This is a genomic window from Mycobacterium simiae (genome assembly GCF_010727605.1).
In the GTDB taxonomy this organism is placed as follows: Bacteria; Actinomycetota; Actinomycetes; order Mycobacteriales; family Mycobacteriaceae; genus Mycobacterium; species Mycobacterium simiae.
Window position 1 is genome coordinate 1,765,220 of the sequence record NZ_AP022568.1, and the last position, 20,713, is coordinate 1,785,932.

Below are 20,713 nucleotides of genomic sequence, written 5' to 3' on the forward strand. Positions count from 1 at the left end.
AATCGCCTGTTCACCGAACGACGAATTGGTTCTTGCGTACTCGAATTTGGCAGACTGCTGGGATGGCTTCTACCAAACACCGAGAGGTGGCCAGGCTGGACCGGGTGCCGTTGCCGCTCGAAGCGGCTCGGGTCGCCGTCACTGGTTGGCAGGTCACTCGTTCCGCCGCTCGCGTCCTCACCAAGCTGCCGGGCAAAGGGCCGTGGCAACACAAAGTGATCAAGCAGCTGCCCCAAACGTTCGCCGACCTGGGCCCCACGTACGTCAAGTTCGGACAGATCATCGCCTCGAGCCCCGGCGCGTTCGGCGAATCACTGTCCCGCGAATTCCGTGGCCTGCTCGACCGGGTGCCGCCGGCAAACTCCGACGAGGTACACAAGCTGTTCGTCGAGGAGTTGGGCGCTGACCCGGCCGACCTGTTCGCCGAATGGGACGAAACACCGTTCGCGTCGGCGTCCATCGCCCAGGTGCACTACGCCACGCTGCACAGCGGCGAAAAGGTGGTCGTGAAGATCCAGCGCCCCGGCATCCGCCGCCGCGTCGCCGCCGACCTGCAGATCCTCAAGCGTTTCGCCCAAGCGGTCGAATTGGCCAAGCTGGGCCGTCGGCTCTCGGCGCAGGACGTGGTGGCGGATTTCGCCGCTAATTTGGCCGAGGAGCTGAACTTTCGCCTCGAGGCGCAGTCGATGGAAGCGTGGGTTTCGCATTTGCACGTGTCCCCGCTGGGAAAGAACATCCGGGTGCCGACGGTGCACTGGGACTTCACCAGCGACCGGGTGCTGACGATGGAGCGGGTGCAGGGCATTCGTATCGACGACGTCGCCGCGATCCGCAAGGCCGGGTTCGACGGCACCGAACTGGTCAAGGCGCTGCTGTTCTCACTGTTCGAGGGCGGGCTGCGGCACGGGCTGTTCCACGGGGACCTGCACGCGGGCAACCTGTACGTGGACGACCAGGGCCGCATCGTGTTCTTCGACTTCGGCATCATGGGGCGCATTGACCCGCGCACCCGCTGGCTGCTGCGCGAACTGGTATACGCGCTGCTGGTCAAGAAGGACCACGCCGCGGCCGGCAAGATTGTTGTGCTGATGGGTGCCGTCGGCACCATGAAGCCCGAGGCCCAGGCCGCCAAGGACCTGGAGAAATTCGCCACCCCGCTGACCATGCAGACGTTAGGTGACATGTCCTACGCCGACATCGGACGGCAGCTGTCGGCGCTGGCCGACGCTTACGACGTCAAACTACCGCGCGAGCTGGTGCTGATCGGCAAGCAGTTCCTCTACGTCGAGCGGTACATGAAGCTGCTTGCCCCGAAGTGGCAGATGATGTCGGACCCACAGCTCACCGGGTACTTCGCCAACTTTATGGTCGAGGTCAGCCGCGAACATTCCACCGACGTCGAGGTCTAAGGGCGACCAGTGGAGATCCGCACAGGCTACGCGAGTTCCGCGACGGCGGCCGACGGCCCTGATCTGAAGATCTACTACGAGGACATGGGGGATATCGACGCCCCGCCGGTGCTGCTGATCATGGGGCTCGGTGCGCAGTTGCTGCTGTGGCGCACCGAGTTCTGCCAGAAGCTGGTCAGTCAAGGTTTGCGTGTGATCCGTTACGACAACCGGGATGTGGGCCTGTCCGACAAGACCGAGCGTCGCAGCGTCGGACAGCCCCTGCTCACCCGGTTGCTGCGGTCGTGGCTGGGACTGCCGAGCAAGGCGACGTACACGCTCGAGGACATGGCCGACGACGCCGCCGCGGTGCTCAACCACCTGGGCATCGACCAGGCGCACATCGTCGGCGCGTCAATGGGCGGCATGATCGCGCAAGTCTTCGCCGCACGGTTCGCCGAACGAACCAGATCCCTCGGGATCATCTTCTCCAGCAACAACGCGGCGTTCCTGCCGCCGCCGGCGCCACGCGCGCTGCTGTCGCTGATCAAGGGTCCCCCGCCGGGCGCGCCACGCGACGTGATCCTCGACAACGCTGTCCGGGTGAGCCGGATCATCGGCAGCCCCGGCTACCGCATACCCGACGAGCAGGTGCGCGCCGAAGCAGCCGAGGGGTATGACCGCAACTACTATCCGCAGGGGGTCGCCGGACAATTCAGCGCAATCCTGGGCAGCGGCAGTTTGGTGCATCACAATCGCCGCATCGTGGCACCCACGGTTGTCATTCACGGCCGGGCCGACAAACTGATGCGCCCCATGGGCGCACGGGCGATCGCGCGGGCAATAAGCGGGGCCCGATTGGTGTTATTCGACGGAATGGGACATGATCTGCCACAGCAGCTGTGGGACTCCGTCATCGGTGTTCTGACGGGCAACTTTGCCGAAGCAAGCTAAGACCGGAGTCGAGCAGGCGCCCCGGCGATTTCCGGTCGACACAGGATTCGTGCGAGGTCTCGCAGCGTTGTAGCTTTGGATATTGGGAGGACGTGGAAGTGGCGAAGCTGAAGCCGTATTACGAAGAGTCGCAGGCGACATACGACATTTCGGACGACTTCTTCGCGTTGTTCTTGGACCCCAACATGGTCTACACATGTGCGTATTTCGAACGCGACGATATGACGCTGGAAGAGGCGCAGCTCGCCAAGCTCGATCTCGGCCTGGGCAAGCTGAATCTGGAGCCGGGCATGACACTGCTCGACGTCGGATGTGGTTGGGGCGGAGCCGTTGTCCGGGCGCTCGAGAAGTACGACGTCAACGTCATCGGCATCACCCTCAGCAAAAACCACTACGCGCGCACCAGGGACCGACTGGCCGCCATTCCCACCAACCGGCGTGCCGAGGCACGGCTGCAGGGCTGGGAAGAGTTCGATGAGCGTGTCGACCGGATCATCAGCTTCGAAGCCTTCGACGCGTTCAAGAAGGAGCGTTGGCCCGCGTTCTGGGATTGGGCTTACGAAACCTTGCCCGAGGGCAGCCGGATGCTGATGCACAGCATCTTCACGCACCCGCAGTCCTACTGGAAAGAGCACGGCATCCCGATCACGATGTCCGACCTGCGTTTCCTGCACTTCCTCGGGAAGGAGATCTTCCCTGGCGGGCAGATGTGCGGTGAACCCGACATTGTCGACTACTCCCGCAACAGCGGCTTCACCCTCGAGCACACTCAGTATCTGCAGCCGCACTACGCGCGGACCTTGGACATCTGGGCGGCGAACCTGGAAGCCAACCGCGAACGCGCCATCGCCATCCAGTCCGAAGAAGTCTACGACCGGTTCATGCGCTACCTGACCGGCTGCGCGAACCTCTTCCGCAAGGGCATCTCCAACGTCGCCCAGTTCACGTTGACCAAGTAGGCGACACGCCCGGCACATCGGGGGCGTTGAACTGCGTCGTTTTACCCTCCGTGAAATCGGTAAAGCTGGATAATGAATTCGCCCAGCTCGGGCACGGGGGACAAGTGAGTGGGTTCGGTGGGGAGGGCATAACACTCATGGCTCAAAAGTTGGAACCGTACTTCGCCGACGTTCAGGCTCACTACGACCTGTCCGACGACTTCTATCGGCTGTTCCTGGATCCCAGTCAGACCTACAGTTGCGCGTACTTCGAGCGCGATGACATGACGCTGGAAGAGGCACAGCTCGCCAAGATCGATCTGTCGCTGGGCAAGCTGGGGCTTCGGCCGGGGATGACCCTGCTCGACGTCGGGTGCGGCTGGGGAGCCACCATGCGCCGCGCCATCGAGAAATACGACGTCAACGTGATCGGCCTGACGTTGTCGAAAAACCAAGCAGCGCATGTGCAGAAGTCGTTCGAGTCGATCAAAAGCCCCCGCAGCAGGCGGGTGCTGCTGGCCGGGTGGGAAGAGTTCGACGAGCCCGTCGACCGCATCGTGTCGATCGGCGCGTTCGAGCACTTCGGCCCTGAGCGTTACGGCGACTTCTTCAAGATGGCCTACCACGTGTTGCCCAGCGACGGGGTCATGCTGCTGCACACGATCACCGATCTGACCAAACAGGAATGCATCGATCGCGGCTTGCCGATCTCGATCGACCTGCTGCGTTTCATCATCTTCATCCAGCGGGAGATCTTCCCGGGCGGCCGGCTACCCAAGATCCAGACGGTCGCCGACCACGCGGATCAGGCGGGTTTCACGCTGACCCGCCGCCAGTCGCTGCAGCCGCACTACGCCCGGACGCTGGACCTGTGGGCCGCGGCGCTGCAAGCGCGCCGGGATGACGCCGTCGCGCTGCAATCCGAAGAGGTCTACGAGCGGTACATGAAGTACCTGACCGGCTGCGCCGACAAGTTCCGGGAGGGTTACGTCGACGTCAACCAGTTCACCTTGGTCAAGTGATCGGGCCGGTACCACCGGCCGGATCGATACACCGGTCCCCGGCCGCGCGCGGGGTATCTTTAGGTGCGCTTCGGCAGGAAGGCACATCGTTATGGCTCGCAAACTGACTCCGCACTTCGAGGACGTGCAGGCACACTACGACCTGTCTGACGACTTCTTCCGCCTGTTCCTGGATCCCACCCAGACCTACAGTTGCGCGTACTTCGAGCGCGACGACATGACGCTAGAAGAAGCCCAGTTGGCCAAGATCGATCTGGCGCTGGGCAAGCTCGGGCTGCAGCCCGGGATGACCCTGCTCGACGTCGGCTGCGGATGGGGAGCCACCATGCGGCGCGCGGTCGAGAAGTACGACGTGAACGTGGTCGGTTTGACGTTGTCGAAGAACCAGGCCGCCCACGTCCAGAAGTTCTTCGATCAGCTCGAAAGTCCGCGCAGCGCACGGGTTTTGCTGGCCGGATGGGAAGAGTTCGACGAGCCGGTCGACCGCATCGTATCCATCGGGGCGTTCGAGCACTTCGGCCACGACCGCTACGACGACTTCTTCACCATGGCCCACAGCGCCCTGCCGGACGATGGGGTGATGCTGCTACACACGATCACCGGGTTGACCGGGCCGCAGATCGTCGAACGTGGCATACCGCTGACCTTCGAGATGGCCCGGTTCATCAAGTTCATCGTCACCGAGATCTTCCCGGGTGGCCGGTTGCCGTCCATCGAGAAGGTGGAGGAGCACTCCTCGAAGCACGGTTTCACGCTGACGCGGCGCCAATCGCTGCAACCCCACTACGCGCGAACTCTCGACTTGTGGGCGGCCGCGCTCGAAGCGCACCGCGACGAGGCCATCGAGATCCAGTCCGAAGAGGTCTACGAGCGGTACATGAAGTATCTGACCGGCTGCGCCAACGCGTTCCGCGTCGGGTACATCGACGTCAACCAATTCACCCTGGAGAAGTAGCGATCAGGTCGCCAGACTGATAGCTGGCGAAATCCGCCGATTGAGAAAACCCAGTGGCTCTCCACCTCAAATGCGAGAGATACGCCCGTCCGCGGGTAGGGTCCCCCGGATGGCCGCCTCGCCCGGGGCGCCTGTCCATTCGGGGGGACACAATGTCAAGACGTTCAGCGGGCGCCACACGCACCCGATCCACTATCGACGACGTCCGAGCACATTACGACCTGTCCAACGAGTTCTTCGCCCTGTTCGTCGACCCAACCCGCACGTACAGCTGCGCGTACTTTCCGCGGGAGAACATGACGCTGCAAGAAGCCCAGATCGCCAAGGTCGACATGACGCTGGACAAGTTGGGCCTGGAGCCGGGGATGACTCTGCTCGACATCGGCTGCGGCTGGGGTTCGGTGATGAAGCGCGCCGTCGAGAAGTACGACGTCAACGTCGTCGGGTTGACCCTGTCCAAGAATCAGTACGCCTACTGTCAGCAGGTACTGGACACGATCGACTCGGGCCGCTCGCACCGGGCATTGCTGAGCGACTGGGCCGACTTCACCGAGCACGTCGACCGCATCGTCATCATCGAGGCGCTCGAGCACTTCGGCTTCGACCGCTACGACGACTTCTTCCACTTCGCCTATAACGCCATGCCGTCGGACGGTGTCATGCTGCTGCACTCCATCACCGCGTTGCATCCGACACAGATGACCGAGCGCGGCATCCCGGTGACGATCGAGATGGCCAAGTTCATCCGATTCATCCTGACCGACATCTTCCCCGGGGGCCGGCTACCGTCCATTGAAAAGGTCGAGGATCACTGTGCCAGAGCGGATTTCGATGTGGCGCACATCCAGTCGCTGCAGTCGGACTTCGCGCACACCCTGGACCTGTGGGCCGAGGCCTTGCGCGCGCACAAGGACCAGGCGATCGAAATCCAGTCCGAGGAAATGTACGAGCGGTACATGAAGTTCCTGACCGGCTGCGCCGGGGCATTCCGGACGGGCTATGTCGACTGCAACCAGTTCACGTTGGCAAAGTAGACCTGGAAAAGTAGACCTGGAAAAGTAGACCCGGAAAGTAGACTCTGTTGCTTGGGCAATGCGGGATGAGGCGCGGGTGGCCCAGCGGCCGGTTAAGCGGCCCAGTTAAATCGAGTATGGTTGCTGGCCATCGGGCCGATGGTGGGCAGTGCGTTTGAGGCAGCGAATTCAGGAGAAGTAGACGACAATGGCTGAGCAACCGACCGGCTCGACGAAGATCAGGACGCGGTCTGAGGACATTCAGGCCCACTATGACGTGTCCGACGACTTCTTCGCCCTGTTCCAGGACCCCACCCGGACGTACAGCTGCGCGTACTTCGAGCCGCCGGAGCTCACCCTCGAGCAAGCCCAATACGCCAAGATCGACCTCAACCTGGAAAAACTCGACCTCGAGCCGGGCATGACGTTGCTGGACATCGGTTGCGGTTGGGGCACCACCATGCGGCGGGCGGTCGAGCGGTTCGACGTCAACGTGATCGGCCTGACGCTGTCCAAGAACCAACACGCCCGCTGTGAGCAGGTGCTGGCCGAAATCGACAGCAGCCGCTCGCGCGAGGTGCGGCTGCAGAACTGGGAAGATTTCAGCGAGCCGGTCGACCGCATCGTCTCGATCGAGGCGTTCGAACACTTCGGGCACGAGAACTACGACGACTTCTTCAAGCGGTGTTTCGACATCATGCCCGAGGACGGTCGGATGACCGTGCAGAGCAGTGTCAGCTACCACCCCTACGAGCTGGCCGCGCGCGGCAAGAAACTGACCTTCGAGACGGCCCGTTTCATCAAGTTCATCGTCACCGAGATCTTCCCGGGTGGCCGGCTGCCGACCACCGGCATGATGGTGGAGCACGGCGAGAAGGCTGGATTCGTTGTCCCGCAACCACTTTCGCTTCGTACACACTACATCAAGACGCTGCACATCTGGGGTGACACCCTGGAGTCCAACCGGGACAAGGCCATCGAGGTCACCTCCGAAGAGGTCTACCAGCGGTACATGAAGTACCTGCGCGGCTGCGAGCATTACTTCACCGAGGAGATGCTGGACTGCAGCCTGGTGACCTACCTGAAGCCGGGTGCCTCGATCTGAGCCTGCTCCGCTGTCGGATCGATGCTACGTCGTTCGTCGGATAGGTAGAGAGTGGAGCATGGGGCTTCGCTCACTACCAGGAGGGTGACCAGACATGCAGTACTTCGCCTTGTTGATCAGCAGAGAGCAAGACCGCACGGCCGACGATCCAGCGACCGCGATGGCGGCCTGGCAGGAATTCCACGCCAAGGCCGGCGCGGCGATCAAGGCCGGAGATGCGCTGGTCCCCGCGGCCGACGCGGTGGTCATCAGCGGCGGCCCGGACGCGCCGGTGGTCACCGACGGTCCCTTCGCCGAGTCCGCCGAGGTGGCCTGCGGCTACTACCTGCTGGAAGCGGAAAACCTCGACGAGGCGCTGGCACTGGCACGCGACATTCCGCTGGCCGAGTTCGGCGCGGTGGAACTGTGGCCGGTGGTCCACTCGATCGCGCCGTCGCGGCCCCTCACCGGCACCGACTGGCTCGCGTTGCTGCTGGAACCGCCCGAATCCGCGCACACCCCGGGCACCCCGGAGTGGGAGGCGGTCGCGGCGAAGCATGCCGAGCTGCATGCGGCCGCCGGCGAGCGGGTGATCGGTGGGGCCGCTTTGCACGATCGGACCACGGCAACGACCGTCCGGGTACGCGACGGGGAAGTCCTGATCACCGACGGACCGTACGTGGAGGGCGCCGAAATCGCCACCGGCATCTACCTGCTCGACGCCGCGGACCGCGACGAGGCCGTCAAGATCGCGTCGATGATTCCCGCTTCCACGGTGCAGCTGCGCCAACTCGCTGGAGTCTCTGGACTCTGACCGCCCGCAATGACCAACCTGGACGGCGTCTTCCGCCGGGAATGGGGCCCGGCCGTCGCCGCACTCGCCCGGTGGTCGGGTGACCTCACCGTCGCCGAGGACGCCGTCCAGGAGGCCTGCGCCGAGGCGCTGCGCAGCTGGCCGCGCGACGGTGTGCCCGACAATCCCGGCGGATGGCTGACGACCGTCGCACGTAACCGCGCCCGGGACCGGCTCCGCCGCGAATCCATCCGTCCCGGAAAGGAATTCGCCGCTTTCGTGGACGACATCAGGGCTCGCACCGAGCGCACCGATCCTCATCCGGTTCGCGACGACGAGCTGCGGATGATGTTCACCTGTGCTCATCCGGCACTGGACCGGCAATCGCAGCTGGCGTTGACGCTGCGGCTGGTGTCCGGTTTGACCGTTTCCGAGATCGCGCGCGCCCTGCTGCAGACGGAGGCCGCTATCGGTCAACGAATCACGCGGGCCAAGAACAAGATTCGCCACGCCAACATCCCGCTACGGGTGCCGCCGGCGGAACTGTTGGCGGAGCGAACACCGCACGTATTGGGTTGCATCTACTCGGTTTTCACCGAGGGATATTGGTCAACCGCGGGCACTTCGGCGATTCGCGACGAACTGTGTGACGAAGGCGTCCGGCTGGCCGGTGAGCTGTGCGCCTTGATGCCCGACGAGCAGGAAGCACACGCATTGGCCGCGTTGACGTTGTTGCATGACTCCAGGCGGGCGACGCGGATGGACGACAACGGAATGCTGGTGCCACTGGAAGAGCAGGACCGGCGTCGTTGGGACCGGGGCCGGATCGCCCGCGGACTGGATCGGTTGCGCCGAGCCGAAGGTTCCGCCGGCCCGTATCTGCCCCAGGCGGTGATCGCCGCCCTGCACGCGACGGCTCCGTCGTGGGAGCAAACCGATTGGCCCACGATCTGCCTGGCCTACGACCGACTGGTGGCGTTGACGGGTTCGCCGGTGGCGGGCGCTAACCGCGCGTTGGCGATCGGCTTCCGGGACGGCGCCGCGGCCGGGCTTGCCGCACTGGACGAGGTTGCGCGCGATCCCCGACTGAGCCGCTCGAACCTCGTCGCGACATTGCGAGCCGACTTGCTGCGACGCGCGGGACAGCGCGACGAAGCGCTCACCTGGTATCGAAAAGCTTTGCAGTCCAACGGGTCCGAACCAGGGCGCGACTTCTTGCGGCGACGGATCGCCGAGTGCGGCGGCTAGCTACGGCCAACGTCGAGTCGTGGCGCCGATTTCGCGGCTAAACACCCGACAAGTCGACGCTCGACGCATTACTCCTGGCAACCCGATGGTCGGATCCGCTCACCGGCGCCGTTGACGCCGGATCGCTACTCCCGGCAACCCGATGGTCGGATCCGCTCACCGGCGCCGTTGACGCCGGATCGCTACTCCCGGCAACCCGATGGTCGGATCCGCTCACCGGCGCCGTTGACGCCGGATCGCTACTCCCGGCAACCCGATGGTCGGATCCGCTCACCGGCGCCGTTGACGCCGGATCGCTACTCCCGGCAACCCGATGGTCGGATCCGCTCACCGGCGCCGTTGACGCCGGATCGCTACTCCCGGCAACCCGATGGTCGGATCCGCTCACCGGCGCCGTTGGCGCCGGATCGCTACTCCTCCGTGAAGTTGCGGGTGACCGACGGGTCGACCGGAATCCCCGGGCCCGTCGTCGTCGACACGGTGACCTTCTTCAGGTAGCGGCCCTTGGACGACGACGGCTTGAGCCGCAGCACCTCGTCGATCGCGGCCCCGTAGTTCTCGGCGAGGTTCTTCTCGTCGAACGATGCCTTGCCGATCACAAAGTGCAGGTTGGCCTGCTTGTCGACACGGAAGTTGATCTTGCCGCCCTTGATGTCGGAGACAGCCTTGGCGACGTCGGGAGTCACGGTGCCGGTCTTGGGGTTGGGCATCAGGCCGCGGGGACCCAGCACGCGGGCAATACGACCGACCTTAGCCATCTGGTCCGGCGTCGCGATCGCAGCATCGAATTCCAGCCAGCCGCCCTGAATCTTCTCGATCAGGTCGTCGCTGCCGACGATGTCGGCGCCGGCGGCCTGCGCCTGCTCGGCCTTGTCACCCACGGCGAACACCGCGACGCGGGCCGTCTTGCCGGTGCCGTGCGGCAGGTTGACCGTGCCGCGGACCATCTGGTCGGCTTTGCGTGGATCGACACCCAGCCGGATCGCCACCTCCACGGTCGCGTCCTGCTTGGTCGATGCCGTCTCCTTGGCCAGCCTGGCCGCCTCGAGCGGGCTGTACAGGTTGTTGCGGTCCACCTTCTCCGCGGCGGCGCGGTATGCCTTGCTGTTCTTGCTCACTTACTCATCCAATCTGGTGTTGGGTCGTGGTTGCGAAGCGGGCCGAAGCTGGCCCTCCCACGGTTGGGGCGGTGAAGTTGTGCCGGGCTACTCGACGGTGATGCCCATCGACCGGGCGGTACCGGCGATGATCTTGGCGGCGGCGTCGATGTCGTTGGCGTTGAGGTCGGTCTTCTTGGTCTCGGCGATTTCGCGCACCTGGTCCCACGTCACCTTGGCGACCTTGTTCTTGTGCGGCTCGGCCGAACCCTTGCCCACCCCGGCGGCCTTGAGCAGCAGCTTGGCGGCGGGCGGTGTCTTGAGCGCGAAGGTGAAGCTGCGATCCTCGTAAACCGTGATCTCCACCGGGATCACGTTGCCGCGCTGGTTTTCCGTCGCGGCGTTGTATGCCTTGCAGAACTCCATGATGTTGACACCGTGCTGGCCGAGCGCGGGCCCCACCGGCGGCGCCGGGTTCGCCTGTCCCGCCACGATTTGGAGCTTGATCAGCCCAACGACCTTCTTCTTCGGGGCCATGAGATTCCTACGTTCCTTCCTGGTTATGCGCCCAGCCGTGCCGCGAACGGACCGGCCGGCTAGATCTTGGAGACTTGGGTAAAGGTGAGTTCCACCGGAGTTTCGCGGCCGAAGATCGACACCAGCACCTTGAGCTTCTGCTGTTCGGCGTTGACCTCGTTGATCGTGGCCGGCAGCGTGGCAAACGGACCGTCCATGACCGTCACCGACTCGCCGACCTCGTAGTCCACCTCGACCACCGGGCGTTCCAGACCACCGGTTTCGGTGGTGGTAGCGGCCGCGGCCGCGCCCTTGACCGGTTTCTTTGCTGAACCCGGCGGCAACAAGAACTTCACCACGTCGTCCAGCCGAAGCGCCGACGGACGCGACGTCGCCCCGACGAATCCCGTCACACCGGGGGTGTTGCGCACCGCGGCCCACGAGTCGTCGGTCAGATCCATACGCACCAGGATGTAGCCGGGCAGCACCTTGCGGTTGACCTGCTTGCGCTGGCCGTTCTTGATCTCGGTCACCTCTTCGGTGGGCACCTCGACCTGGAAGATGTAGTCGCCCACGTCTAGGTTCTGCACCCGGGTCTCGAGGTTGGCCTTCACCTTATTCTCGTAGCCGGCGTAGGAGTGGATGACATACCAGTCGCCGGGCTTGCTGCGCAGCTCGGCCTTCAGGGCGGCGGCCGGGTCGACTTCCTCATCCGGCTCGGCGGGCGCGGCGTCGGCCTCGGCGTCCGGGCCATCGGAAGCCTTGGAGGCTTCAGAGACCTCAGAAACCTCAGACACGTCGGCCGTCTCTTCCGCGTCGACCGCTTCACCCGCGGACGTGTCACCGTCGAAGGTAGTCACGGTTTTCAGTCCTCTCTATCGCTTACGAAGCTCAGCCGAACACCAGCAGGGCCAGCTTGGTCAGGCCGAAATCAGACAGGCCGACCAGCGCCACCATGAATGCGAGGAATATCAGCACCACCGAGGTGTAGGTGAGCATCTGCTTGCGGTTCGGCCAGATCACCTTCCGCATCTCCGCAACGACCTGCTTGAGGTAGTTGAAGACGAAAACGAAGGGATTGGCCGTCCGGTCCCCGGACTTCTTCGGCTGCTTGGTCTTTTTGTCAGCCTTCTTGGCCGACTTCTTAGCCGAGGTTGTCTGGGTGGACTCCTCTGCGGCCTCAACGTCGTCCGCGGACTCGCCGTCGTCGCTATCGACCACACGCTGCCGGGACCGTTTTCCGGTCGGGCGCTGCGGTTTGGTCACCACGGCCGTCCGACCGCCGCTCGCGGGGGCGTCGGTCTCGCCGTCGTCGCGTGCAGCGTCGTTGGCAGCACCGATACCGGGGCCCTCGTCGCTCACCGCATGCTCCTTTGTTCGCTAGCTATCTCATTGATTCGTGCCGAGCTCTTCGGACACGCCGTTCTGTGTCCAGCATGGCACGATCTTCGTTGCCTTCTGCAGGGGCGACAGGACTTGAACCTGCAACCTGCGGTTTTGGAGACCGCTGCTCTGCCAGTTGAGCTACGCCCCTTCGCGGTTGGCAGGCCAACCTGCGCTTACCTACCGGGGCCTACATGACACGCGCGCTCCCCGTTCGGTGATCGCCGAACCTACGGACAGCGCGCTGTAATGGGAAAACCCCGAGGTCCGAGTGTACATCGGCACGGGAGTCAGATACTAATTACGCGGTTCTGACGACCTGGCCGGATTCGTGGTCCCATCTGAGCTTGATGGTTTCGTCGTCCGTTTCTTCCCGGTATTGACCCACCAACGTGGTGTAGGCCTCCATGACGACCTCGCCTTCGTCGTTGGTGCAGATGTTCTTGGTAACGACGATGTCGGCCCCGAAACGCTCGACGACGGACTCGATGTCCATCCGACCCCACAGCTTGTCGCCGGCCTTGATCGGCCGGTAGAACACGAACCGCTGTTCGACCTGGACGATCACCAGGTTCTCCATGCCCAGGTCGACGTGTCGGAAAAAATCCAGCTGCACGTACTTGGCAAAGATCGTGACCAGGGTCGGCGGGGCGATGATGGCGTCATAGCCCAGCTCGGCCGCGGCGGCCTCGTCGTAGTGCGCCGGATGATCGCACTTGATGGCGCGGGCGAACTCGCGGAGCTGCTCCCGCCCGACGACGAAGTAGTCCGGATACCGCCAGACCATGCCGCGGATATCGGTCTTGAGCGCCATCGTTTACGCCAGCTTGGCCGAGGCGATGGCCCGTCCGAAGATCTTCTTGCCGCCGGTGGTGGCGGTGAGCGCGATGGTCACCGACTTAGTCTCGGGATCCAACGACTTCACTCGCCCGCTGAACACCAGCTCCGCGCCCTTGCCGTCGTTGGGCACCGGCACCACGGCGGTGAAGCGGACGTTGTATTCGGTGACCGCGCCCGGGTCGCCGACCCACGAGGTGACGTAGCCGCCACCGATGCCCATGGTCAGCATGCCGTGGGCGATCGCAGTGTCCAGGCCGACGACCTTGGCGATCTCGTCGTCCCAGTGGATGGGGTTCAGGTCGCCGGACACCCCCGCGTAGTTCACCAGGTCCTGGCGCGTCAGCGGGTACGTCTTCTCCGGAAGCTGGTCACCCACCTTCACCGAGCTGAACTCACGCAGTGGCATCAGAAAATCCCTCTTCTCCATCCTCGCCGGCACGGCCCGCCAGGGTCGTGTAGGTCTCCTGCACGATGTCACCCGCTTCGTCGGTGATCACGTTCTTGGTCACGATGATCTGGGTCCCGTGCGAAACGCGCATGGAGTCGACGTACACGTCGCAATAGAGACGGTCACCGGCCACCATGGGTTTGAAGTACTTCAGCACCTGGTCGACCTGCACGATTTGCGCGTCGTGCACCGTGATGTTGGCGCTTTTGAAGAACGCCGACTGCGCCTGGTAGCCGAACACACAGCAAAATGTCAGCGGGGCCAGCAGGCCCTTGTGCCCAAGCTCGGCGGCCGCCCCTTCGTCGAAAAACGAGGGGTCGTCGTTCTGCACGGCCGTCGCGTACTCGCGGATCTTTTCCCGCTCCACCTCGTAGTAGTCGGGGTAGCGGTAGTGCATCCCGACGATGTCCTTGGTCAACGGCACGGCTTCAAAACCTACCTGGTGAATGTCGTCATAACGGTCGAAGCAAATTAGCGCGTCTCGCGGTGCGCCTGGTGCTTGCCGCAGTTCGGGCAGAACTTCTTCAGCTCGAGCCGGTCCGGATCGTTGCGGCGGTTCTTCTTCGTGATGTAGTTGCGGTGCTTGCACACCTCACAGGCCAAAGTGATCTTCGGCCGCACATCCGTACTGGAAGCCATGTCTGTTCTCTCTCACAAATGCACATTGTTGTGTTGTAGCGATGGCCGGACTCGAACCGGCGACCTAACGATTATGAGTCGTTCGCTCTAACCGACTGAGCTACATCGCCTCTGGTACGCGCCGCCCGCCTGCTCGGCGTCCGCCGAGCCCCCTAACGGAATCGAACCGTTGACCTTTTCCTTACCATGGAAACGCTCTACCGACTGAGCTAAGGGGGCCTGGAACCCGTAGCGATCAGTCGTGCCTCGGGCCTAAAAGAGGGTACAGCGCCACGCGCGACGGCACCAAACCGTCACCCCGGGTCGCCGTTGCGGCGCCGTTGCCAGGCGCTGAGGTCGCTGAACTCGTCGTAGATGTCGGCTTGCTCGCCGTCCGCGTTGCCATCGAGCAGCATGCGCAGCGCAAGATGGATCGCCTCGCGCGCGTCTGCCACGTGATACCGGCGGATTGCCTCCTGGACCAGATCGTCATCGATCTCGATCTCGACCTTTTTCAGCATGCACAAACAATACCCACGGCAAACCCGCCTAATCTTGCCCAGAAACGCGGTTGACGGGCCGATATGCGCCCGGCATGTGCGACTAATCGACCGGGTCATAGGCTGAGCGGGTGCCAGATTCGTCAGCGGACCGACTCTATTTCCGGCAGCTTCTCGCGGGACGCGATTTCGCCGTCGGCGACCCGTTCGCGACCCAGATGCGCAACTTCGCCTACCTGATCGGAGACCGTCAGAGCGGGGATTGCGTTGTGGTCGACCCGGCGTATGCGGCCGGTGAACTCGTCGACACGCTGGAGGCCGACGGCATGCACTTGTCCGGGGTCCTGGTGACCCATCACCACCCTGACCATGTCGGCGGGTCGATGATGGGCTTCGAACTCAATGGCCTGGCCGAGCTGTTGGAGCGGGTAAGTGTGCCGGTGCATGTGAATACCCATGAAGCGCTTTGGGTTTCGCGAGTTACGGGGATTGCGATAGGCGACCTGACCACCCATGAGCACGGCGACAAGCTCAGCATCGGCGACATCGAGATCGAGCTGCTGCACACGCCGGGGCACACGCCGGGCAGCCAGTGTTTTCTCCTCGACGGACGGCTGGTCGCCGGTGACACCCTGTTCCTGGAGGGCTGCGGGCGCACCGACTTTCCGGGTGGCGATTCCGACGAGATGTACCGCAGCCTGCAGCAGCTGGCCGCGCTTCCCGGTGATCCGACGGTGTTCCCCGGGCACTGGTATTCCGTCGAACCGAGCGCATCGCTGGCCGAGGTCACGCGCTCCAATTACGTGTATCGGGCCACCAGCCTCGAGCAGTGGCGAATGTTGATGGGCGGCTGAGGGCCGGATGGGCTGCCCTGAGCGCGGGAGTCATTGCGCTTCGGCACCCGTGCCAGCAGAATTTCGGGTGCACATCGCTGCCATATGAGCGGAGGGATGGAGTCACATGGGTTCAACCGGGTGGATCCAGGGCACTTGGCACGGGGTCACCAACGTTGAGTCCAGCACCTGGTTGGCGTGGGCCGCCTGGGCGGCCATCGTGCTCGGCATCATCGCTCTGGTCGTCATCAACCACCAGCTCGGCCGCAGCCGACAATTGGCCGCCGAGCAATCTCGTCCCCACGTCGGCGTGCTGATGGAACCGCATGCCGCGGATTGGCATGTGATCGAGCTGGTAGTCCGGAATTTCGGCAAGACCGCCGCCTACAACGTCCGTTTTTCTTTCCCGAATCCACCGACGGTGGCCGAGTACGAGAATTCCAGCGACGGTTACGCCGAAGTCGTCGAATTGCAACTGCCCAGCGAAATACCGGTACTCGCGCCCGGCCAGGAATGGCGTTTGGTGTGGGATTCGGCGCTTGACCGCGCCGAAATCGGCGGCGGCATCGAATCTCGCTTCACCGGGACGGTGACGTACTTCGACCGCCCCGACGCGCCGCGGGGCTGGCGGTTCTGGCAGCGCGAACGTCCGCAGTTGCAAACCGACGTCGTCCTGGACTGGGACGCCCTGCCGCCCGTTCAGCGAATCGAATTGATGACCACGCACGATCTCGCCAAGCGGGAGAAACAGAAGCTGGAACTGCTCCGCAGCCTGCTGACGTACTTCCACTACGCCAGCAAGGAAACGCGGGCCGACGTGTTCCGCACCGAGATCGAGCGAATCAACAACGCGGTGGCCGAAACTCAGGACCGCTGGCGCATTCGGCAGCAAGATGCACCGACCGATGTCGGCCTGCGCTGGGGCGGTCCCGGCACGGATGCCGCCAATCACCGCGCCCGGCAGGTCTGACGCCCCCGGTACATCCGGCCCCGCGGGCTCACCGTTTGCCGATCTGATTCAATCGACTTCGCTGCCCGTCGCGAAGGAGTAACCCATGAGCGGTCCGGTCACCTACAGCCGCAAGGATGCCATCGCGGTCATCAGGATGGACGATGGCAAAGTCAACGCGTTGGGTCCCACCATGCAAGCGGCCATCAACGAGGCGATCGACCAGGCCGACAGCGACAGCGTCGGCGCGCTGGTACTGACCGGCAACGAGCGGGTGTTCAGCGGCGGATTCGACCTGAAGATCCTGACTTCCGGCGAGGTGCAACCCGCAATCGACATGCTGCGCGGCGGCTTCGAATTGTCGTATCGTCTGCTGTCCTACCCGAAACCGGTCGTGATCGCCTGCACCGGACATGCCATCGCGATGGGGTCGTTCCTGCTGTCCTCCGGCGACCACCGGGTGGCCGCCCACGCCTACAACATTCAGGCCAACGAGGTGGCGATCGGCATGACCATCCCCTACGCGGCCCTAGAGATCATGAAGCTGCGGCTGACGCCGTCGGCGTATCAGCAGGCCACCGGCCTGGCCAAGACCTTCTTCGGCGAAACCGCCCTGGCCGCAGGGTTTGTCGACGAGATCGTGTTGCCGGAGATGGTGGTCAGCCGCGCCGAGGAGGCCGCGCAGGAATTCGCCGGCCTGCACCAGCACGCGCATGCCGCAACGAAATTGCGCGCCCGCGCCGACACCCTCAAGGCGCTGCGCGCCGGAATCGACGGCATCGAGGCCGAGTTCGATCTGTAAGCGGGCCATGCTGCTCAGAGAACTCGCGCCGCATGCCTTCCAGCTAAGACCCCTGAAGGAGGAGGCGATGGCGGTTGCCGGAGCAACCGCCTCACCTCCCCGTCGCCTCCTCCACCACGAAGTTTGGCACGATCGCGAGCACTCGTCACTTCACCTTGCCTCGCCGTCGTCAGACCGCCCAGCGGAACCGCTTGAGATAGGCCGACCAATTCCAAGTCGCCAGGAATTCCTGCGCCGCCTGGTGGCCCTTTTCATACAGCGCCTCAAGGCGATCGATTCCGATGTCGAAGTCCAGCACACCCACATCGGTGGACTCGACCGCGATCGCGCGGGCGGCGACCCACGGCTGGTTGAGGTGGGTCTGGTCGTGTCCGGTCAGCATGGTGGTGAGCAGGCTTTCCAGCAACGCGGTCTGCTCGAACAACCGTAGGGGTTTCAGTGCGGGCATCACCGCGCTGAAACCCTCGTTGAGCCGCGGCAGAACGGTGATCCCGAATGTCGGCCAGCGCGGCGGCTTTCCGTCGAATCGGTCGAACGTGTCGATCGGAAAGTTCGACAGCACGCCCCCGTCGACGAGCATCGACGGCGTCCCCGTCGCCCCGGTCAGTTTGACCGGCGGATAGAAGAATGGGATCGCCATCGACGCGCGCACCGCGTCGGCGACCAGCTGGTCGTCGGGGTCCAGCCCGTACAGCCGGCGATAGTCCCAGGGCAGCCGCACCAACTGGGCCGCGGTCACGTCGGCGACCGTCACCACCAGCTTGTGCCGTCGCCCCTCGGGCAACGTGTTTTCGTCCAGGACCAGATCCCCGAAGTGGGTGACCCCCAGGTTCTTCAGCTCGCTGCGAATCCAGTCGTGGGCGGCGTCACCGCGAAACATGCTGGTGTCACGGACAAGCCCCCAGGCGGCACCGAGCAGGGGAACGCGACCCGCGTCGCGCCATTTGCGCAGCGGCGCCGAGAGGGCGAGCTCCTTGACCTCCTGGCTGGTCAGCTGATCGCCCTTGGATGCGGCGGCCAGGATGGCACCGACCACCGACCCGGCCGACACGCCCGACACCCGCGGAAACGAATACCCGGCATTCATCAGTGCGACGATGGCGCCCACCAGACCGATGAACTTCACGCCGCCGCCGGAGAGAACGAGATCCGCGGGCTTTGCTTTGGCCATTACTCCTCTGCGGAAACCCAATCGTAGGCAAGGTATTTGCCGTCGAAGGTCACCACGACGCGGTCACCGGACGGGTGCGGCTTCTTCTGCAGGTCGACGCTGAAGTTGATGGCGCTCATGATGCCGTCGCCGAACTGCTCGTGGATCAGTTCTTTGATGGCGCCACCGTACACCTGAAGCGCTTCGTAGAAGCGGTAAATGGTCGGGTCGGTCGGCACCGCCGTGGGAAGCCCCCCGCGCATGGGCGGGGCGGCCAGCACCGGCACCAGCGACTGGTCCAGACCGAGCATTTCGACCAGCTGCTTGCCCAGTTCCGGCGGAATCGGATGCTGCCCCAGCAACGCCGAGGTGGTCCACATCACCGGCCGGTCGATGGCGTCGGCCAGCTCCTGCCAGGTAAGGCCCCGCGCCAGGCGCGCAACGACAATCTGTTCGGTGATCTCGTTTCTGTTCATGGGTCAAGCATGCGGCATCCGCCCTGCGCCGGCCCGATCACCGTGACAAGGCGCGTTGTAACCCCGGACCGGCGGTGACCGTCACCACCGGCCGTGATGGACGACCTCGCCGAACGGCCGCCGGTCCGGCTTGCGGACCGGCGCCAGCGGACGATCGGCCGGATAGCCGACGCCGAGCATGAAGGCAACCAGGTGATCATCCGGCACCCCGAGAATCGCGCGTGCCTTCTCCTGGTCTCCCACCGACGAGTGACCGGTGCCGATCCCGAGGTCGGTGGCGGCGAGCATCATCGCCATGGTCGCCTGGCCGACGTCATAGTTGTCGGTCACCAGTCTGCGTTCGTCCGGGGGGACCGGCACGACCAACACGATCGCCGCCGGAGCCGACGCGATGTGTCCCGCTCCCCGCCAGACCGTGGACAGCTCCCGCAGCTGTCCCGGGTCGGTGACGATCACGAAGTCCCATGGTTGGCGGTTTTTCGCTGACGGCGCCCGCCATCCGGCCTCGGCTATCCGGTTCAGGTCGTCCTGCGACACCGGATCGGGTTTGTACTGCCGGACATTGCGCCGCGCGCAGATCGCGTCCCAGGTTTCCATCGTGCTCCTTGTCGCCCGTCGTTGCTCGCTGTCGTTGGTCGTCGTTCGTCACCACAACGGTTTTCGCGGGCCGGCGTTAGGCCACCCGCTGGGCCGCGACGAACAAGTTCGCGGGAACGTCGTCGGCGACCTCCTCGGCGGCGGAGCGGCCGTATCCGGCCATCAGTTCCAACGAGGGGGTGACCGTCACGTTCCAGTCGTGGCGGGCCAACCAGTCGCCCACGTCCTCGCGCTCCTCGAAGTACCACAACTCGTCGGTGCTGGGAACCTCGCGGCGCGGATCGATCTTCGCGATGACGTCGCGCACTCGGTCCATCCGGGCGCGGCGGCGGGCGCGGGCCTCGGGGTCGAGGAACTTCGGTCCCAACGCCTCGACACCGATCCGGCTGCCGACGACAGTGAGCCCCTGGATACGTTCGAACAGTAACTCCTGGGCGACGGCCGGCAGATAAGGGAGGAGACCCTCCGCCGACCAGACACTGGGCGCCGAGGCGTCGAAACCGGCCTCCCGCAACGCCGTCGGCCAATCGTGGCGTAAGTCCACCGGCACCGCGACCCGCTGACAGGCAGGTTCGGCGCCATGTTCGGCCAACGTGGCGGATTTGAAATCCAGCACCCTGGGCTGGTCGAGCTCGTAGACCGTCGTGCCGTCCGGCCACGGCAGCCGCCAGGACCGGGCGTCCAGGCCAGCCGCGAGGATCACCGCCTGCTTGATCCCCGAGGTCGTCGCGTCGAGGAAAAACGAATCGAAAAAGGCCGTCCGGGAAGCCATATAACCGACCATCGCCTGCATCTGCTGGGCCAGCAGGGGTTCGCTTTCAAGCACCTCGGCAGGCAGCTGCGGCGCGGAATACCAATTCCATACGCCGTCGCCGGCAGCATCGAGGAAGATCCGCGCGAACGGATCGCGAATCAGCGGATTTTCGCTTTCGGTCTCCGCCGCACGGGATGCCGCGACGCCCAACGCCGTCGCCCCCACGCTTTCGGTGATCTCCCAGCTGTCGTTATCGGTTCTGGCCACGCTCAATTCCTCCCCGGTCGGCGCCCCGTCCTGGCCGACCTTACGTGAGCGAGCTGTCCGCCAGCTGTGTCCACGGGCGGCCGACTCG

General features: G+C 64.3%; 25 protein-coding genes and 3 tRNA genes. 12 read left to right on the top strand and 16 right to left on the bottom strand.

What is annotated here, in order from left to right:
• Nucleotides 1–62: 62 nt before the first annotated feature.
• From G6N33_RS08095 to G6N33_RS08135, 9 genes are all read left to right on the top strand, one after another.
• Nucleotides 63–1,409 (top strand): ABC1 kinase family protein, encoded by a 1,347-nt coding sequence (locus tag G6N33_RS08095; protein ID WP_179962673.1) that lies wholly within the window; start codon nt 63–65, stop codon nt 1,407–1,409.
• Between the two features lie 84 nt (nt 1,410–1,493).
• Nucleotides 1,494–2,342, top strand: a complete 849-nt coding sequence (locus tag G6N33_RS08100; RefSeq protein ID WP_408632790.1) for an alpha/beta hydrolase — start codon at nt 1,494–1,496, stop codon at nt 2,340–2,342.
• Between the two features lie 98 nt (nt 2,343–2,440).
• Entirely contained in the window at nt 2,441–3,301 is an 861-nt protein-coding gene (locus tag G6N33_RS08105; protein WP_044512833.1) for a cyclopropane mycolic acid synthase family methyltransferase, read from the top strand.
• A gap of 137 nt (nt 3,302–3,438) precedes the next feature.
• Nucleotides 3,439–4,302: a cyclopropane mycolic acid synthase family methyltransferase gene (locus tag G6N33_RS08110; protein WP_044509788.1), complete on the top strand. Its 864-nt coding sequence runs from the start codon at nt 3,439–3,441 to the stop codon at nt 4,300–4,302.
• A gap of 91 nt (nt 4,303–4,393) precedes the next feature.
• Nucleotides 4,394–5,257, top strand: a complete 864-nt coding sequence (gene mmaA2 / locus G6N33_RS08115; RefSeq protein WP_044509787.1) for a cyclopropane mycolic acid synthase MmaA2 — start codon at nt 4,394–4,396, stop codon at nt 5,255–5,257.
• A gap of 152 nt (nt 5,258–5,409) precedes the next feature.
• Nucleotides 5,410–6,291, top strand: a complete 882-nt coding sequence (locus tag G6N33_RS08120; RefSeq protein WP_044509786.1) for a cyclopropane mycolic acid synthase family methyltransferase — start codon at nt 5,410–5,412, stop codon at nt 6,289–6,291.
• A 187-nt stretch (nt 6,292–6,478) separates the two neighbouring features.
• On the top strand, nt 6,479–7,375 hold the full coding sequence (gene mmaA4, locus G6N33_RS08125) for a hydroxymycolate synthase MmaA4 (protein WP_044509785.1): 897 nt from the start codon (nt 6,479–6,481) through the stop codon (nt 7,373–7,375).
• A 94-nt stretch (nt 7,376–7,469) separates the two neighbouring features.
• Entirely contained in the window at nt 7,470–8,168 is a 699-nt protein-coding gene (locus G6N33_RS08130; protein ID WP_044509784.1) for a YciI family protein, read from the top strand.
• 9 nt (nt 8,169–8,177) lie between these two features.
• The gene (locus tag G6N33_RS08135) at nt 8,178–9,395 is read left to right on the top strand and encodes an RNA polymerase sigma factor (RefSeq protein WP_044509783.1); all 1,218 of its coding nucleotides are present in this window, start codon (nt 8,178–8,180) and stop codon (nt 9,393–9,395) included.
• Between the two features lie 410 nt (nt 9,396–9,805).
• On the opposite strand, the gene rplA is transcribed toward G6N33_RS08135, so the two are convergent.
• The 12 genes from rplA to G6N33_RS08195 all read right to left on the bottom strand — a co-directional run bounded on the left by rplA (nt 9,806) and on the right by G6N33_RS08195 (nt 14,818).
• Nucleotides 9,806–10,513, bottom strand: coding sequence for a 50S ribosomal protein L1 (gene rplA / locus G6N33_RS08140; RefSeq protein ID WP_044509782.1), 708 nt, complete (start codon nt 10,511–10,513; stop codon nt 9,806–9,808).
• 87 nt (nt 10,514–10,600) lie between these two features.
• Nucleotides 10,601–11,029 carry a 50S ribosomal protein L11 gene (rplK, locus tag G6N33_RS08145; protein ID WP_044509781.1) on the bottom strand — a complete coding sequence of 143 codons (429 nt, stop codon included), beginning with the start codon at nt 11,027–11,029 and terminating at the stop codon, nt 10,601–10,603.
• Between the two features lie 59 nt (nt 11,030–11,088).
• Entirely contained in the window at nt 11,089–11,868 is a 780-nt protein-coding gene (gene nusG / locus G6N33_RS08150) for a transcription termination/antitermination protein NusG (RefSeq protein ID WP_044509780.1), read from the bottom strand.
• A 31-nt stretch (nt 11,869–11,899) separates the two neighbouring features.
• On the bottom strand, nt 11,900–12,370 hold the full coding sequence (gene secE / locus G6N33_RS08155; protein WP_044509779.1) for a preprotein translocase subunit SecE: 471 nt from the start codon (nt 12,368–12,370) through the stop codon (nt 11,900–11,902).
• A 99-nt stretch (nt 12,371–12,469) separates the two neighbouring features.
• A tRNA-Trp gene (locus G6N33_RS08160) sits at nt 12,470–12,542 on the bottom strand.
• Between the two features lie 150 nt (nt 12,543–12,692).
• On the bottom strand, nt 12,693–13,205 hold the full coding sequence (gene hadC / locus G6N33_RS08165; protein ID WP_044509778.1) for a (3R)-hydroxyacyl-ACP dehydratase subunit HadC: 513 nt from the start codon (nt 13,203–13,205) through the stop codon (nt 12,693–12,695).
• 3 nt (nt 13,206–13,208) lie between these two features.
• The gene (gene hadB / locus G6N33_RS08170) at nt 13,209–13,637 is read right to left on the bottom strand and encodes a (3R)-hydroxyacyl-ACP dehydratase subunit HadB (RefSeq protein ID WP_044509777.1); all 429 of its coding nucleotides are present in this window, start codon (nt 13,635–13,637) and stop codon (nt 13,209–13,211) included.
• Nucleotides 13,624–14,103, bottom strand: coding sequence for a (3R)-hydroxyacyl-ACP dehydratase subunit HadA (gene hadA / locus G6N33_RS08175; protein ID WP_044509776.1), 480 nt, complete (start codon nt 14,101–14,103; stop codon nt 13,624–13,626). The genes hadB and hadA overlap by 14 nt, the downstream gene beginning before the upstream one ends.
• A 47-nt stretch (nt 14,104–14,150) precedes the next feature.
• Nucleotides 14,151–14,318 carry a 50S ribosomal protein L33 gene (gene rpmG, locus G6N33_RS08180; RefSeq protein WP_003898538.1) on the bottom strand — a complete coding sequence of 56 codons (168 nt, stop codon included), beginning with the start codon at nt 14,316–14,318 and terminating at the stop codon, nt 14,151–14,153.
• Between the two features lie 36 nt (nt 14,319–14,354).
• A tRNA-Met gene (locus G6N33_RS08185) sits at nt 14,355–14,428 on the bottom strand.
• A 36-nt stretch (nt 14,429–14,464) separates the two neighbouring features.
• A tRNA-Thr gene (locus tag G6N33_RS08190) sits at nt 14,465–14,537 on the bottom strand.
• Nucleotides 14,538–14,611: 74 nt separating this feature from the next.
• Nucleotides 14,612–14,818, bottom strand: coding sequence for a type II toxin-antitoxin system VapB family antitoxin (locus G6N33_RS08195; protein ID WP_044509775.1), 207 nt, complete (start codon nt 14,816–14,818; stop codon nt 14,612–14,614).
• A 110-nt stretch (nt 14,819–14,928) separates the two neighbouring features.
• Between G6N33_RS08195 and G6N33_RS08200 the strand changes: the two genes are divergently transcribed.
• From G6N33_RS08200 to G6N33_RS08210, 3 genes are all read left to right on the top strand, one after another.
• Complete coding sequence (locus G6N33_RS08200) at nt 14,929–15,651, top strand: MBL fold metallo-hydrolase (RefSeq protein ID WP_044509774.1); 723 nt, start codon at nt 14,929–14,931, stop codon at nt 15,649–15,651.
• Nucleotides 15,652–15,757: 106 nt separating this feature from the next.
• The gene (locus tag G6N33_RS08205) at nt 15,758–16,600 is read left to right on the top strand and encodes a hypothetical protein (protein WP_044509773.1); all 843 of its coding nucleotides are present in this window, start codon (nt 15,758–15,760) and stop codon (nt 16,598–16,600) included.
• A gap of 85 nt (nt 16,601–16,685) precedes the next feature.
• Nucleotides 16,686–17,381, top strand: a complete 696-nt coding sequence (locus G6N33_RS08210; RefSeq protein ID WP_044509772.1) for a crotonase/enoyl-CoA hydratase family protein — start codon at nt 16,686–16,688, stop codon at nt 17,379–17,381.
• Between the two features lie 169 nt (nt 17,382–17,550).
• Here G6N33_RS08210 and G6N33_RS08215 read toward each other — a convergent pair whose 3' ends face one another.
• The 4 genes from G6N33_RS08215 to G6N33_RS08230 all read right to left on the bottom strand — a co-directional run bounded on the left by G6N33_RS08215 (nt 17,551) and on the right by G6N33_RS08230 (nt 20,625).
• Nucleotides 17,551–18,552 (bottom strand): patatin-like phospholipase family protein, encoded by a 1,002-nt coding sequence (locus G6N33_RS08215; protein WP_044509771.1) that lies wholly within the window; start codon nt 18,550–18,552, stop codon nt 17,551–17,553.
• Nucleotides 18,552–19,007 (bottom strand): cyanase, encoded by a 456-nt coding sequence (gene cynS, locus G6N33_RS08220; RefSeq protein WP_044509770.1) that lies wholly within the window; start codon nt 19,005–19,007, stop codon nt 18,552–18,554. The genes G6N33_RS08215 and cynS overlap by 1 nt, the downstream gene beginning before the upstream one ends.
• 81 nt (nt 19,008–19,088) lie before the next feature.
• A complete protein-coding gene (locus G6N33_RS08225) occupies nt 19,089–19,604 on the bottom strand; it encodes a nitroreductase family protein (protein ID WP_044509769.1) in 516 nt (171 codons plus the stop codon).
• A gap of 76 nt (nt 19,605–19,680) precedes the next feature.
• Nucleotides 19,681–20,625, bottom strand: a complete 945-nt coding sequence (locus G6N33_RS08230) for a class I SAM-dependent methyltransferase (RefSeq protein ID WP_044509768.1) — start codon at nt 20,623–20,625, stop codon at nt 19,681–19,683.
• Between the last annotated feature and the right edge of the window lie 88 nt (nt 20,626–20,713).